The sequence below is a fragment of the Phaeobacter italicus genome, assembly GCF_001258055.1.
GTDB lineage: Bacteria > Pseudomonadota > Alphaproteobacteria > Rhodobacterales > Rhodobacteraceae > Phaeobacter > Phaeobacter italicus.
This window is the reverse complement of record NZ_CVRM01000032.1, coordinates 278,012-291,887: the sequence shown is the minus strand read 5'-3', so window position 1 is coordinate 291,887 and position 13,876 is coordinate 278,012. Positions and strand designations below refer to the sequence as shown.

The following is a 13,876-nucleotide window of genomic DNA, read 5'->3' as shown; positions in this document are numbered from 1 at the left end:
ACACCGTCAAGCGCCTCAGCGCCGCCGGTGAAGGGGGTTCTAAGTAAAACAACAAACACCCGCAACCCGAAAATGTAGGAAAATGCGGCCTTCCGTCAAGAAAAATGCAAAATGCAATGAAAACAATTGGTTACACGGCAACAAAGTCAGCAAACCTGACCCGGTTTTCCGCCAAAATCCCCCCAAAGGCCCCCGCCCGACCACTTACCCACAGCACACCCCAACTTACCCACAGCCAAATCACCCGAGTCACCCAAATCACAGCCCCCAAACCACCAAATACCAGTCACTCAACGACCTGGGCGACGCCCTCTCGCGGAAACGGAAAACGCCGCGCCCTGAAAGGGTGCGGCGCCTGGCCCAACCAAAGGGAGCCGGAGGTGAGCTTTGGGCGGGAGGGTCTGCGCCCCCTCCCCTCCCCTGCCTGCCGTTTATTGGAGTTGCGCCCAGAACAGTTCGAGGTGGCGGGACACGATGTCCTGGAACCGGCCTTCTGCCTTTAATGCCTTGAGACCCGCGTTGATCCGGTAGAGATGCGCGGTTCCACGCCAGTGACGTTTGGAGATCACCACATGCAGGCCCTCCTCTGAGATCGCACGCTCCAGCGGGATCACCTTGTCACGCAGGCCTTCGGCGATGAGCGTATCGGCCCCAAGGAACAGGTTGAGTGATACCGCATCCACCTCTCCGGCCATCAGGCGCTGAAAACAGGCCGCAGGCGTTTTGGCGCGGGCGAGTGTGACCTGCCCCTCGCTCAGCCAGCGGCGGTCTGATCGGTCGAGATCATGACTGTAGTATCCATCGGGGCGGCAGAGGGTTTTGCCGATCATGTCGGCATCACTGTCAAAGCGAAACGGATCATCGGCGCGCACAAATACCATGATCGGGATCGTGATCAGCGGTTCAGAGAAATGAAAATTCACGCAGCGCTCATTGTCGGGCGTGGCGGCACAGTCGGGCTTGAGCCAGGGAAAACCCATATCAAACTGTTTCTCATCCAGCATTGGAAAGAGGTGACGCGACCAGTCTTCCTCCCAGGTGATGGAATAGGAGACTGGCGAGGGCGTGAGTTCCATTGCGGCGTTCACCAGCTCGGTGATCATTCCCTGCCCCGGCAGGGCCTGATCGGTAAAGGGCGCAAAGCCACCGCCGGTCAGAAGTTTCATCTCGGCGTCATCCTTGCGCAGCGGTGTTGGGTCAGGGGCAGACGCCTGACCCGCGCAGGGAATATGGAGCGTTTTGCCAGGAATGACGCTGGGGCCTGCCAGGACATGCTGATTGCTATAGTAGATGAGCGTCCAGCGGCTGCGGTCGTTGTAATGTGTCTCGGCAATGGAAAAGAGCGTGTCCCCCGGCTGGACCCTGTAGTCCACATCACAGATGGCGTGCGCAGCACCTGGCGCGAACGCTGCAAAAAGCAGCCCCCAAAGGGCCAGGGGTTGGAGAAATTTCAGCATGGCGCGCCCCTCAGAACCCGGCCCAGATGCGTGCCATGTGATCCTCGATGATGGCCTGATAAGAGCCATCCGCACGGATATTGCGCAGACCCGTATTGATAAGGGTCAGCATCTGCTCTGCCTGCGGGTGGGTCTTATGGACAACCACATGGATGCCAAGGACGGACAGTGGCAGGGGGAGCACGTCGAACTGATCAAGGAGACCGTTTTCCTTCATCACACTGCGACCGGTGAATTCGTTGATGGCCACCGCATCGGCTTCGCCACGGGCGACCATATCAAAACAGTCTGCCACCTTATGGGGCTGTTTTAGAGTGATCTTCTTGTCCTCGAGCCAGCGACGCCCGTAGCCGTCCAGATCAAACGTCAGGTAGCCGGAGGGTCTGCAGAGGGTCTTGCCCTCAATATCTGCGTCGGTGTCAAAGACAAATGGCCGGGATTTGTCCACGAACAGCAACATCAGCGTTTCAAACATCGGGTCCGAGAAGTGGAAATTCACACAGCGGTAGCTGTCCGGCATCGTGTCGCAATCCGGGCGATACCAGGGAAAGCCCAGGTCGAGCAGAGCGTTGGACAGAAGCGGATCAAAGTGAGAGGCCCAGTCATTCACCCAGTGGATGGCAAAGCCCTGATCGGGGTTGGCATTGGTCATCGCTGCATTCACCACTTCGGTGATCAGACCGCCATTGTGAGAAACCTTGGAGGTGAAGGGCGCATAATCATCCCCGGTCAGCAGATTGATCTTGCTGCGCACTGCAGCGGTGCCTGGCTGGATCTGGACGGGGGCAGCGGCAACGGGGCGGGCCGCGGCGATTGTCTTGCCGCCCGGCAGGCCAGTGGGCAGACCATTCAGACAGGCCATCGAAAGCTGCATGCCGACGCGGATGGCGTCAGGGCGGGGGCCGATCACATCGATATTACGGCTGTGGATCGCGCTCCACTTGCCCACATCCTTGTACAGGCGATCGGCGATCAACGACAGGCTGTCGCCAGAGCGGACCGTGTATGTTCCGCCACATGTGTCAGCCGCGGCCGATGTCGCAAAGAAAGCGCTGACACCAATCAGCGCCGCCATCAGGTGTTTCTTCATCTGTCCCCCCCCTTTTTGGGTATGGCTTGGACGGCTGCGAGAGCTCTGTCTGGTGCCGTCTCTTTTCATGGAGTCGTCCCGCGGGGTGCCCCTGCAAGGCAGGGTGGCATCACCTTTGGGTATTTATTGTGGGTGATTGGCGCGGCGTCGGCCTATTGGCCGACAAACAGCGCAAGGATCGTCGCGGTGTCCACGCGCCCTTCTGCGTCGATCAGAGTGGGCGGCACCGTGATGGCCTGGGCGCGGTAGGCTTCGTTCACCATTTGGTCGATATATGCAGGAGACTGTCCCTGCCCCACCGCACGCAGCACCATACCATAGAGCGCCGTATGCGTCTGGCTGGCCGACGCGGGCGCTGTGGTTTCCGCAGTGGTCGATGTGGATTTGCTGCCTCCGCTGCGCAGTGCTGCAAGTGTTCCGGCAGTCATCTGTGCGACAAGCGCGTCCTCTGCCGCAAGAGGCGCCGCAGATTCGGCAGCGGCCGTCAGCAGCTGTGCGGCTGCGGTGCGTTCAGCCGGGGTGGCAGAGGGCTCCAAACCCGCAAGCGCCTGCGGGGTGAGCAGCTGCGCAACCTTCGGTTTCTGCGCGCTGTCGACTGAGGTCTCATCCGGGCCAAATTGCATCACCATCAGAACGACGGCCACGACGCCAAGGGCTGCTGCCGCACCTCCCAATTTCATGATGGGTGTAAGCGGTGGCAAACCAAGGGAGGATTTTTTCGGACCTTCGGCGTGGGTCGCGGTTCCGCGCCCGTGAAAAGGAACCGGCTCAGAGGAGGATTGTGCAGGCTGATTTCCCGCGTTGGGAGAGTGGGCTGACCCTGCGTCGGTGGATACGACACCGTCAATGCGCAGTGACCGGGCGGATCCAGCAGGGCCGGAACCTATGGGCCGGTCCTCTGTCTGCGCAGGCGCCACCGCGTGCAGCCTGCTGCGTTTTGCATTCACCATTGCCGGTCCACCCCTCACTATCCCCCGCATTCAGCCGACGGCCAAATGTTAACGAATTCTTAACGGGGGTCTGATTCTGCGTCAACATTCTGATGCAGATAGGTAAACGGCCACAGGATCTGGATCGAACCGTGGCTGCGTGGAACGAATAGGCCATGCAACGATTTCGGCGCACGGTTTGAGGTGACAGTGGGATCAGCGCCTGAAGATCCCGGCATGACGACACCCACGCATGGTGCCCCCTTTCAAACCCAGCAAACCACCACCATGAGGCAAGCACTGCTGAACGATCAGGACAAACAACCCCTGAGAGAATACGCGCGCCTCACCATCAGATGTGATGTATGGGCAGGATGCGGAAACCGGGGCCGATCAGGGGCCCCGGCGCTCGGCTGGTCAGGCAGACTGCATATTGGTCGCCTGTCCGTCCAGTCTTCCTGTGATTGCGGCCTCGGCCAGCACGGCGGCCACATCCGCGCGTCGCGCCTCAGCAGAGGCATCGACCTGATCACCCAATATGACCTGATCGCTGCACGGCCCATCCGTCAGGGCAACCGGCCGCAGGATCGCGTAGGGCATGCCCGACGCCTTGAGGTGTTCGTCTGCCTCATGCTTGGCCTTGAGGTAATGCGCGAGGTCGCCGGACGGATCCTCCTGATCTGCACCGATTGAACTGAGCATGACGAAACGCTTTGCCCCTGCACACTTGGCAAGATCAACCAGTCGCATGGCGCCGTCACGGTCCACCTTGTCCGTCATCTCGGGACCGGTGGAACCGCCAGAACCAGCTGCAAAAATCACCACATCCGCGCCGTCGCAGGCATCGGCGGCAAGGTTCGTCAGGTCGCCTGTGCGCAGCGCGGTCTGCGCGGGCAACACGCTCGTGTCAGACTCTTCGCGGACAAGCGCCACAACGTTGTGGCCTTGGTTCTGCAGGTCACGGGTGAGAATCTGTCCGGTTTTGCCAGTGGCACCGGCAATAAGAATAGTCTTTGTCATGAGTTATCCTTTTGATGAAGTCAGGCGGGAGGGACCATGGGGCCTGCGACCTGTGTTGCCGCGACATAGCCTGGCTGCTGTTTCAGCGCCTGCCAGTAGGCGGCGATTTTGGGGTGACCTTTCAGCAGGTCGAACCGAGCGAGAAGCGCAACGATGTAAGACAGTTGGATGTCCGCCAGCATCGCGGTCTTGCCGAACAGAAGTGGGCCAGCACCGATGGACTGAGACACGTAATCCAGATGCGTGTTCAGCGTAGCCAGCGCGTCCTCCGGGGGTGTGTCACCGCGAAAAGCGGGCAGGATCACCGGCAGAGCGACCTCTGCCAAGGAAGCCTCGACGTAGTCGAACATTGCCTCATGCTGCCAGTAAGCTGCGGTCCCACGCGGAGGCGTGTGGCTGTCGTCTCCATATTTGGCGACCAGATATCGCAGGATCGTTGCGGATTCCGCGATGACCTCTTCCCCATCTTCGAGCACGGGGGATTTGCCGAGGGGATGAACCCCCGCCAATTCCTTTGGTGCGCGGAAGGCGTCGGTTCGATCGTAGTCGACCCGATTGCAGGGCTTGCCGAGATCAGCCAACAACCACAGTACGCGGGTGGCGCGCGAGTATTTCAGAGCGTGCAGAGTAATCATGGCAGAAAGATCGCTTTGGCGTTGGTGAATTCCTTCATGCCAAAGCCCCCATGTTCCCGCCCGTAACCGGAATCCTTGACCCCGCCGAAGGGCATATTGGGATCGGCCGCCCCGTAAGAGTTGATGCGGACCATGCCGGTGTCAAAGTGATCGCGCGCCAGTTTGATCGCGTGCTCTTCGTCTTCGCAGAAAATCCCCCCGCCAAGGCCATAGCGGCTGTCGTTGGCGATGCGCATTGCATCCTCATCGTCCTTGGCGCGGATCACAGCAGCGACGGGCCCGAAGATTTCATCGTCATAGGCGGGCATCCCCGGCTTTACGTCAGCCAAAACAGTTGCAGGGTAATAGGCACCCGTCCGGTCGGGAACAGTGCCGCCGCAAAGGACCTTGGCCCCTTTTGCAACGCTCTTTTCCACCTGCTCCTTGACGGTCTCGAACTGATCTTCGCTGGAAAGCGGGCCGAGCTGGGTATCCTCGTCCATTGGATCCCCCATCTTGATGGCCTTCATCTGCTCTACGAAAGCAGAGACGAATGCATCATAGACCTTGTCCGTCACGACAAAGCGTTTGGCAGAAACACAGGTCTCGCCATTATTGTAGAGACGCCCCATGACCGAATATTTCACAGCCGTTTCAATGTCGGCGTTTTCAAGAACGAGATAGGCGTCGTTGGACCCCAGCTCCAACACGGTTTTCTTGAGCGCCTTGGAGGCTTCGCTGCCCACGTGGCGACCTGCGCCGTCGCTGCCAGTCAACGTGACACCGCGAATGAGGGAATGCTCGATCAGTTTGTCGCTGGTGTCGTGATCGATCAGAACCACCTGAAACAGGTCTTCGGGCAGACCCGCGTCGAGGCACAGTTCACGCAGACGCAGACCTGAACCTGTACAGATGCTCGCGTGTTTCAGGACACAGGCGTTGCCTGCCATCAGGTTTGCCGCCAGAACCCTCACCGGCTGGTAAAGCGGGAAATTCCACGGCTGGATCGAATAGATGACGCCGATGGGCTGATAGGTGACGATCCCGCGTGCGCCATCCTTGCCGTGGGTCCGCTCTTCGTCCGCAAGAACGTCGGGGCCGTTTTTTGCAGTATAATCAAAGATGGCCGCGCAGATTTCGATCTCGCGCTTGCCGTCCTTGAAAAGCTTGCCGGTTTCGCGGGTCATCAGCTCTGCCAGTTCATCGGCAGCCCCGCGGAGTTTCTCGGCAATTGCTGTCAGATAGGGCGCACGATCCGCATGGGACAGCTGGCGCCAGTTCAGAAATGCGGCGTGGGCGGCCTCGACCTTGTGCACCGCTTCCACCTCGCTCATCAGCGCATAGGTCTCGATGGCTTCGCCTGTCGCCGGATTTGTCGTGGTAATCGTTGACATGATAGCTCCTTCGATGGTCGCTGAGTCAACGGAAGGAGGATGCAAAAGTTCCGTGAGCCTGCCCCAACGGCAATCGGCACCTGCGCCTGTCTGCACCCCAATTAGACGAAAAACACGCCGAAGGACCCTCGCAGAAACCGTGTCACGATCCGCATGTCGTTCAGGAAATATCGCTTAGATACAGAGCGCTAGACGATTAGCGCCTGACCTATGACCTGACACGCGAAGCACGACCGGGGAAACGCAAAACGGCGCGCAGAAAACTGCACGCCGCTTGTCTGTTTTTCGACGGTCTGGATAATCAGAAGTCAAGGTTTTCCACGCTCAATGCGTTCTTCTGGATGAACTCGCGGCGTGGCTCCACCACGTCACCCATCAGTTTCGTGAACAGATCATCGGCCTCGACCATATCCTCCACGCGAACCTGCAGCAGGGTGCGCGCATCGGGGTCAAGCGTGGTTTCCCACAGCTGATCGGGGTTCATCTCGCCCAGCCCCTTATAGCGCTGCAGGGTAAGACCTTTTTCGCCCTCTTCGAGGATGGCTTGCAACAGGCCAAGCGGGCCATGAATTGTCTGCGCCCGGTCACGGCGGACCAGCGTCGCCGTTGTGCCGTAGATTTCCTGCAGGCTGTTGGTAAAGCTACCAGTTTTCCGCGCTTCACCAGAGCGCAGCATCGGGCCATCAAGGGTGCGCAATTCTTCCACCCCGCGCAAGATACGCGACAGGCGAATGCCGTGATCCTGGGTAATGCGGCCGCTCCAGCCCCGTTCATATTCCAGCGCGATCGCATCAAGCCGCGCAGCGACCTTATCTGCAACACCTTGCAGGTTGGAATCAACTGCCCCGGGCACAAATGCACCGGCGATGGCGGCTTGCTCCAGAATGTGGCGCGGATAGTGGGTCGGGAAAGCATCAAGAACACGCTTCAGCTGGCGCGCCTCGTCAACCACGCGGGTCAGATCCTGGCCGACCAGTTCTTCGCCGCTACCGAGCTTCAGTACAGCGCCTTCGACGCCCTGATTGATCAGATATTCATCAAGCGCAGCCTGATCCTTGAGGTACACCTCGGATTTGCCACGCGACACCTTATAGAGCGGCGGCTGCGCGATGTAGAGATAGCCACCTTCGATCAGCTCAGGCATCTGACGATAGAAGAAGGTCAGCAGCAGCGTCCGGATGTGGGCACCGTCGACGTCCGCGTCGGTCATGATGACGATCTTGTGGTACCGCAACTTCTCGATGTTGAATTCATCGCGGCCAATACCGGTTCCAAGCGCCATGACCAGGTTGCCGATTTCCTGACTTCCAAGCATCCGGTCAAAGCGCGCGCGCTCAACGTTCAGGATTTTACCACGCAGGGGCAGGATCGCCTGTGTCATCCGGTCCCGACCCGTTTGAGCGGAACCACCAGCCGAGTCACCCTCCACGAGGAAGACTTCGGTCTTGGAGGGGTCTTTCTCGGAGCAGTCTTTCAGCTTGCCAGCAAGATAGTTCACATCCATCGCCGTCTTGCGGCGGGTCAGTTCGCGGGCCTTGCGGGCTGCCTCTCGGGCCAGTGCGGCCTCGATGATCTTGCCAACGATCTGCTTTGCTTCGTTCGGATTTTCCTCGAACCATTCGGCCAGCTTTTCACCAACCAGGCTTTCGACCACCGGGCGCACCTCGGAGGAGACCAGCTTATCTTTCGTCTGGCTGGAGAATTTCGGATCCGGCACTTTCACCGACAGAACGCAGGTCAGACCTTCGCGCGCATCGTCACCGGTAAAGGAGACCTTTTCCTTTTTGGCGATGCCGGAGGACTGCGCATAATTGTTGATTGTCCGCGTCAGCGCGCCCCGGAAACCCGCGACATGGGTGCCGCCATCGCGCTGTGGGATGTTGTTGGTGAAGGGCAGCACCGTTTCGTGATAGCTGTCATTCCACCACATCGCGACCTCAACGCCGATATCGTCCTTTTCGCCAGTGATGTAGACTGGCGCGTCCATGACCGGCGTCTTGGAACGGTCGAGATATTTGACGAATTCTTTGACGCCCCCCTCGTAGAACAGCTCTGCCGTGAGCTTTTCTGCCGGGCGCTCATCCTCCAGAATGATCCGCACACCCGAGTTCAGAAACGCCAGCTCGCGCAGTCGTTTTTCCAGGGTCTCGAACGAATATTCCAGGTTCGAGAACGTGTCGGTCGATGCCAGAAACCGCACTTCTGTTCCGGTCTGATCTCCGCAATCGCCGACAACAGTCAGGTGTTTGGCCGTATCACCGCGCTCAAAGCGGGCAACGTGTTCCTTGCCATTGCGCCAGATGCGCAATTCCAGCCAGTCGGACAGCGCGTTCACAACCGACACACCCACACCGTGCAGACCGCCAGACACCTTATAGGAGTTGGAGTCGAATTTGCCGCCTGCGTGAAGCTGGGTCATGATGACCTCGGCCGCAGAGACACCTTCTTCGGGGTGGATATCGACAGGAATGCCGCGCCCGTTGTCGCTGACCGAAACGCTGGAATCGGCGTGAATTTTCACCACAACCCGGTCTGCGTGACCTGCCAACGCTTCGTCGATGCCATTGTCGACAACTTCATACACCATATGGTGCAGGCCCGAGCCATCATCGGTGTCCCCGATATACATGCCAGGGCGCTTTCGAACCGCCTCCAAGCCTTTGAGAACCTTGATGGAATCCGCGCCATATTCTGCGGGAGCCTGCTCGTTTCCGGACATTCGCATCTTCCTGTCTTTGCTTCAGGAATTTATACGAAGTCCGGGGCGGAATGTCACGCGCAAGCCCCCTTTTTTTACAGCGGATTCAGGCCGCCTTGGCCCCAAGACCGGCAACCTGCCGCAGCCAGCTTTCGACCTTGGCGGGGGCCGCGTCCGTTGCAGGCGCAAAAGAGGTAAACCGGGTCGGTTTGATGCCGACAAATCCCAGCACCTGACTGCTGATGAACCGCTTGATGGCATTGCCGTAGATCAGGCGCAGCCAGATTGCCGGGGTGTCCGAAGTCAGCAGGACACGCGCCGTCTTGCCGGTGAGCATCGGCGCAGGCAGACCAAGGAAATTAATGTTGCGGGTATCAAAGGTCCGCCCCGGCAGAAGCGCGCGATCAAAGACGCCTTTCAACTTGGCCGGAACCGCGCCCCACCACATCGGAGTGGCCATGACCACATGTTCGCTCCATTCCAGATCGTCCAGAAAACGGGCCAGATCCGGCTCAAGCGGTTTTGGGTTTTTATACCCCGTCTGACCGTAATCCATATCGAACTGCATCTGCGACAGATCGTGATAACGGACCTCATGGCCCTGTGCCTCCGCCGCAGTGCGGTAGGCATCACACAGCGACTTTGACAGAGAGCTGGGCGCAGGATGGCCATTGAGAATGATGATTTTACGCGGCGATGTGGTGGACATGACAGGCTCCTGAAACTAAAACTGACTGAGGTCAATTTAGTCAGAAAATGACCGCGGTCAATATTAAATTTGACCACGGTCATGTTTATGTGAGGTCCACATGTCCCGCCCCCCTCAGAAACGTCGCCTGGAAACCCGCGCCCGCCTGTTAGAGGTGGCCGACGCTCAGATCGCCAATGTGGGCTATAGCGGCCTGCGGGTTGAGGATGTCGTGGCCGAGGCCGGTGTCGCCAAGGGAACGCTGTTTTCCCATTTCGGGGACAAGGACGGCTTGCTTGCGGTCCTGATTGGCGCGCGGATGATGGCGATTTTGGATGATACCGAGGCCAGCCCAGCCCCTCAGACAGTGACTGACCTAGTGGATCGTCTGTTGCCTGTGGTGACATTTGTGGCCGAAGATCGGGTGATCTTCGATCTGCTGCTGCGTTACTCCGGAACCACCGGAACCCAAACCGACGAAGTCATCACACAGAGCTTCTTTCGCCAGATTGCTTTGTGGGCGGGTTGGGTGTCTGCGCTGCAAGCCACCGGCGAGATCCGCCGGGATCAACCTGCCGAACATCTGGCCGAAGGGATGCAGGCCTTTCTCAACCATGTGCTGGCGCTGTCCTTTTGTGCCGCACACGGGGCACCTGCGGATTTCCGCAAGGAACTGGGAGGATATCTGACCGCCTGGCTGGCCCCTCAGGCCGGTTGATCCTGCTCAGGTGAAGGGAATGAGCACCCCAACCACCATCAGCAGCACGCCTGAAACGATGTTGATCCGCCGCAATACGACTGGCGACGTGATGTGCCAACGCACGCGGTGAACAAGACCCGCAAGGCAGAGGTTGCCAACAAGCGGCACCATGAAAGACAGGACGACGATCGCTGCGATATCCAGCTGGTTGACCACGGTCAGGTCAAAAAAGCCGGGCAGAACGCCCATGTAGAACAGGATCGCCTTGGGGTTTCCGAGAATGACCGCGATGCCGGCTGCAAATCCGGCCCACACACCCGGACGGGTCAGGGCGCTGTTCGCCTCGATCCGTGCATCCGCATGTCGCAGCAGCATCCCCCCCATGATCAGAAACATGCCACTGGCCACCCAGCGCAGGATGTCCATCAGGCCGCTTATTTCGGACACGATCCAGGACATGCCCGCAACCGCGACCAGCGGCCACAGGATATCACCGCAGGCAACACCCAGCGCCAGCGGCCAGGCTGCGTGAAAGCCACCGGACATGGCCCGCGCGAGCACGGCCAACCAAACCGGCCCCGGCGTCAGAAACAGAACAAACAAGCCACCGGCATAAAGCAGCAGATCCCAACCTGAGACGCTCATCCCGATACCACCTCTGATCCGTCGACACCGTCCTGCACACAGAGCATCTGCGCCTGGCCGTCAAATTCCGCAAACTGTTCCGGCCCGGTGCCTGTCATCCACGCCTGCGCGCCAAGACCCAAGATCTCCTGATACAGCGCAGCCCGGCGATTGACGTCCAGATGGGCCGAGACCTCATCAAGGAGGAGAATAGGCGCAGCCCCGCCCGCCGCAATCAGCGCACGCGCATTCGCCAGAATAAGCGAGACCAAAAGCGCTTTCTGCTCACCGGTTGAGCAGTCCTTGGCAGGCAGCCCCTTGGCCGCATAAGTTCCGAGCAAATCCGTACGATGGGGGCCAAGCAGGGTGCGCCCCGCGGCGAGATCACGAAAACGCCCTTCAGCAAATGATTCCTGCAAATCAGCGGCGTTGTCGGGCAGGCCACCGTCGGACTGGATCAACTCCAGTTCAGCCGCGGGAAAGGCGGTCTCTGCCGCCTCCTGCGCCAGGCGCAACCGGTCAACCGCAGCGGTGCGCGCCGCATGTATCCGATGACCCGCTTGCGCCATCTGGCTTTCCAGAACCCGGTACCAGGCGGCATCCCGCACCTGTTCCTTCAGCAAGCGATTGCGTTCGCGCATGGCCTTTTCATAGGCAAGGGTTGCCTCTGCATGCCCGGGATCGAAACTCAGCACGATGCGGTCCAGAAACCGGCGGCGCCCCTCGGCGCCTTCGATCCACAACCGATCCATCGCAGGAATGAGCCAAACCACCCGGCAGATCTCCCCAAGATCAATCTGGCTGGCCGATTTGTTGTCGATCTTGACTTGTCGCGCCTTGCCTGCCTCTGACCAGGTCTCAACCTCGTAGGTCTGGCGCCCTGCCCGCAGTTCTGCCCGCAGTTTCCAGCCCAGCTCCTCAGGGCGGCGCGCCATGTCGGCGGCACTGGCCCGTCGCAGACCGCGCCCTGGCGAGAACAACGATACAGCCTCAAGGATATTGGTTTTGCCTGCGCCGTTGGCCCCATGAATGGCCACGGGACGGCCGTCCAAATGCAAATCCGCCCGCAGATGCGAGCGGAAGTGGGACAGGGTCAGGGCGGTCAGCGCCAGCATGGGGCGGGGTCCGATGTCATCTTTCCATAAATACTCAAATCCTCCATCCCGGCAGGCGATCAGGCCGCCGGGACAAAGGTCATGGCCTCAGCCATGTTACACGCGCATCGGCATCACGACATAGACCGCGCTTTCGTCATTGCCTTCGCGCATCAGGGTCGGGTCACCGGAGGAGTTGAACAGGAAGACAGCGTTTTCACGGTCGACCTGATTAGCAATCTCAAGAAGATATTTAGCGTTAAAGCCGATCTCAAGACGTTCATCGCTGTAGGCAACGGCCAGTTCTTCTTCGGCCGCGCCGCTGTCCGGTGCGTTCACCGACAGGATCAGTCGGTCATCGTCAAGCTGCAGTTTGACCGCGCGCGAACGTTCGGAAGAAACAGTTGCCACACGATCGACCGCGCGGGCGAACTCTGCGGCATCCACTTCCAGTCGGCGGGTGTTGCCTGCCGGAATGACGCGGGTGTAGTCCGGGAAAGTGCCATCAATGACCTTGGAGGTCAGGGTGATGTTCGGCGTCGCGAAGCGCACTTTGGTTTCCGATACGGACACAGCGATGTCCATTTCATCATCGTCCAGCAACTTGCGCAGTTCGCCCACGGTTTTACGCGGCACGATGACCCCCGGCATATCCTCTGCGCCCATCGGCAGATTGGCATCAATGCGGGCCAGGCGGTGACCGTCTGTCGCCACACAACGCAGCGCTTTGCCGCCCTCGACGGCATCGGCAACGTGCATATAAACGCCATTCAGGTAGTAGCGGGTTTCTTCCGTGGAAATCGCAAACTTCGACTTGTCGAACAGACGGCGCAGGATGGCCGCGTTTGCAGTGAAGTTCGAATGATACTCGGATGAGGCCATGACCGGAAAATCTTCGCGCGGCAGCGTTGCGAGCGAAAAGTTCGACCGGCCGGCTTCGACGGTCAGGCGGCCGCTTGCGGCATCTGCGGTCAGGGTGACCAGCGCACCATCTGGAAGCTTGCGGACAATTTCATGCAGGGTGGTGGCGGCAACCGTTGTGGCACCGGCACGCTCCACCTGGGCGGGAGCCTTGTCGACAACCTCGATGTCGAGGTCAGTGGCGCGAAACTGAGCTGTATCGCCTTCGGCCTCGATCAGCACGTTCGCCAGGATCGGAATGGTGTTGCGGCGTTCAACTACCGACTGAGCCTGAGCCACAGCCTTCAACAGGGTGCCGCGTTCGATGCTGATCTTCATGTCCCTAAGTCCTCTAACGTCTGGCCGGGAGAAGCAACGTAACGCTTTACCCCTTCGGCACAAGGCTTTTTATGGATTTGTCCAAGGGATTGCGCGCAGCGTCAAGGGTCGATGCCCCCTTGGCGTGCATATCCCGAAATTGCGTGTCTCTGCCGCATGGGTCTGACCCGAATCCCACATCTTTTGCCTCGTTGCCGTCTCTCCGACAGCGGAGGGCAAAAGACCCCGGCAAAGGCCGGGGTCTGAGCGGGATGTCTGAGGCCACCCTGGGCAAGGTGGTATGAACTTGGCGCCGGAGATCTCTGGGGAAGATCAAAAGCGTTGCAGGG

12 protein-coding genes are annotated in these 13,876 nt (G+C 59.5%); 1 reads left to right on the top strand and 11 read right to left on the bottom strand.

The annotated features are described in order from the left end of the window. Positions 1 to 431: 431 nt before the first annotated feature. The 8 genes from NIT7645_RS14935 to NIT7645_RS14900 form a co-directional block, all read right to left on the bottom strand. A complete protein-coding gene (locus NIT7645_RS14935; RefSeq protein ID WP_050687438.1) occupies positions 432 to 1,457 on the bottom strand; it encodes a LysM peptidoglycan-binding domain-containing protein in 1,026 nt (341 codons plus the stop codon). A gap of 10 nt (positions 1,458 to 1,467) precedes the next feature. Next, positions 1,468 to 2,547 carry a transporter substrate-binding domain-containing protein gene (locus tag NIT7645_RS14930; RefSeq protein WP_046211532.1) on the bottom strand — a complete coding sequence of 360 codons (1,080 nt, stop codon included), beginning with the start codon at positions 2,545 to 2,547 and terminating at the stop codon, positions 1,468 to 1,470. A 152-nt stretch (positions 2,548 to 2,699) separates the two neighbouring features. Next, on the bottom strand, positions 2,700 to 3,497 hold the full coding sequence (locus NIT7645_RS14925) for a hypothetical protein (protein WP_050687436.1): 798 nt from the start codon (positions 3,495 to 3,497) through the stop codon (positions 2,700 to 2,702). Between the two features lie 396 nt (positions 3,498 to 3,893). Further along, on the bottom strand, positions 3,894 to 4,496 hold the full coding sequence (locus tag NIT7645_RS14920) for an SDR family oxidoreductase (protein ID WP_050687434.1): 603 nt from the start codon (positions 4,494 to 4,496) through the stop codon (positions 3,894 to 3,896). 20 nt (positions 4,497 to 4,516) lie between these two features. Beyond that, on the bottom strand, positions 4,517 to 5,131 hold the full coding sequence (locus tag NIT7645_RS14915; RefSeq protein ID WP_050687432.1) for a glutathione S-transferase family protein: 615 nt from the start codon (positions 5,129 to 5,131) through the stop codon (positions 4,517 to 4,519). Then, the gene (locus tag NIT7645_RS14910; RefSeq protein ID WP_050687430.1) at positions 5,128 to 6,504 is read right to left on the bottom strand and encodes an NAD-dependent succinate-semialdehyde dehydrogenase; all 1,377 of its coding nucleotides are present in this window, start codon (positions 6,502 to 6,504) and stop codon (positions 5,128 to 5,130) included. Before NIT7645_RS14910 ends, NIT7645_RS14915 begins: the two co-directional genes overlap by 4 nt. Before the next feature lie 301 nt (positions 6,505 to 6,805). Next, the gene (gene gyrB, locus NIT7645_RS14905; protein ID WP_008562252.1) at positions 6,806 to 9,223 is read right to left on the bottom strand and encodes a DNA topoisomerase (ATP-hydrolyzing) subunit B; all 2,418 of its coding nucleotides are present in this window, start codon (positions 9,221 to 9,223) and stop codon (positions 6,806 to 6,808) included. An 85-nt stretch (positions 9,224 to 9,308) separates the two neighbouring features. Beyond that, positions 9,309 to 9,911 (bottom strand): NAD(P)H-dependent oxidoreductase, encoded by a 603-nt coding sequence (locus NIT7645_RS14900; protein ID WP_046211527.1) that lies wholly within the window; start codon positions 9,909 to 9,911, stop codon positions 9,309 to 9,311. Positions 9,912 to 10,011: 100 nt separating this feature from the next. Between NIT7645_RS14900 and NIT7645_RS14895 the strand changes: the two genes are divergently transcribed. After that, on the top strand, positions 10,012 to 10,608 hold the full coding sequence (locus NIT7645_RS14895) for a TetR/AcrR family transcriptional regulator (protein WP_050674343.1): 597 nt from the start codon (positions 10,012 to 10,014) through the stop codon (positions 10,606 to 10,608). Between the two features lie 6 nt (positions 10,609 to 10,614). Here the strand turns inward: NIT7645_RS14895 and NIT7645_RS14890 are convergent, their stop codons facing one another. From NIT7645_RS14890 to dnaN, 3 genes are all read right to left on the bottom strand, one after another. After that, positions 10,615 to 11,235 (bottom strand): LysE family translocator, encoded by a 621-nt coding sequence (locus tag NIT7645_RS14890; RefSeq protein ID WP_050687428.1) that lies wholly within the window; start codon positions 11,233 to 11,235, stop codon positions 10,615 to 10,617. Next, a complete protein-coding gene (gene recF / locus NIT7645_RS14885; protein WP_046211525.1) occupies positions 11,232 to 12,329 on the bottom strand; it encodes a DNA replication/repair protein RecF in 1,098 nt (365 codons plus the stop codon). Before recF ends, NIT7645_RS14890 begins: the two co-directional genes overlap by 4 nt. A gap of 96 nt (positions 12,330 to 12,425) precedes the next feature. Continuing rightward, positions 12,426 to 13,547, bottom strand: a complete 1,122-nt coding sequence (gene dnaN / locus NIT7645_RS14880) for a DNA polymerase III subunit beta (protein ID WP_008558969.1) — start codon at positions 13,545 to 13,547, stop codon at positions 12,426 to 12,428. Positions 13,548 to 13,876 lie beyond the last annotated feature (329 nt).

Excerpts from the sequence above, each read along its gene's own strand:
- NIT7645_RS14935 (WP_050687438.1), bottom strand. The coding sequence starts at position 1,457 with ATGCTGAAATTTCTCCAACCCCTGGCCCTTTGGGGGCTGCTTTTTGCA.
- NIT7645_RS14930 (WP_046211532.1), bottom strand. The coding sequence starts at position 2,547 with ATGAAGAAACACCTGATGGCGGCGCTGATTGGTGTCAGCGCTTTCTTT.
- NIT7645_RS14925 (WP_050687436.1), bottom strand. The coding sequence starts at position 3,497 with ATGGTGAATGCAAAACGCAGCAGGCTGCACGCGGTGGCGCCTGCGCAG.
- NIT7645_RS14920 (WP_050687434.1), bottom strand. The coding sequence starts at position 4,496 with ATGACAAAGACTATTCTTATTGCCGGTGCCACTGGCAAAACCGGACAG.
- NIT7645_RS14915 (WP_050687432.1), bottom strand. The coding sequence starts at position 5,131 with ATGATTACTCTGCACGCTCTGAAATACTCGCGCGCCACCCGCGTACTG.
- NIT7645_RS14910 (WP_050687430.1), bottom strand. The coding sequence starts at position 6,504 with ATGTCAACGATTACCACGACAAATCCGGCGACAGGCGAAGCCATCGAG.
- gyrB (WP_008562252.1), bottom strand. The coding sequence starts at position 9,223 with ATGTCCGGAAACGAGCAGGCTCCCGCAGAATATGGCGCGGATTCCATC.
- NIT7645_RS14900 (WP_046211527.1), bottom strand. The coding sequence starts at position 9,911 with ATGTCCACCACATCGCCGCGTAAAATCATCATTCTCAATGGCCATCCT.
- NIT7645_RS14895 (WP_050674343.1), top strand. The coding sequence starts at position 10,012 with ATGTCCCGCCCCCCTCAGAAACGTCGCCTGGAAACCCGCGCCCGCCTG.
- NIT7645_RS14890 (WP_050687428.1), bottom strand. The coding sequence starts at position 11,235 with ATGAGCGTCTCAGGTTGGGATCTGCTGCTTTATGCCGGTGGCTTGTTT.
- recF (WP_046211525.1), bottom strand. The coding sequence starts at position 12,329 with ATGCTGGCGCTGACCGCCCTGACCCTGTCCCACTTCCGCTCGCATCTG.
- dnaN (WP_008558969.1), bottom strand. The coding sequence starts at position 13,547 with ATGAAGATCAGCATCGAACGCGGCACCCTGTTGAAGGCTGTGGCTCAG.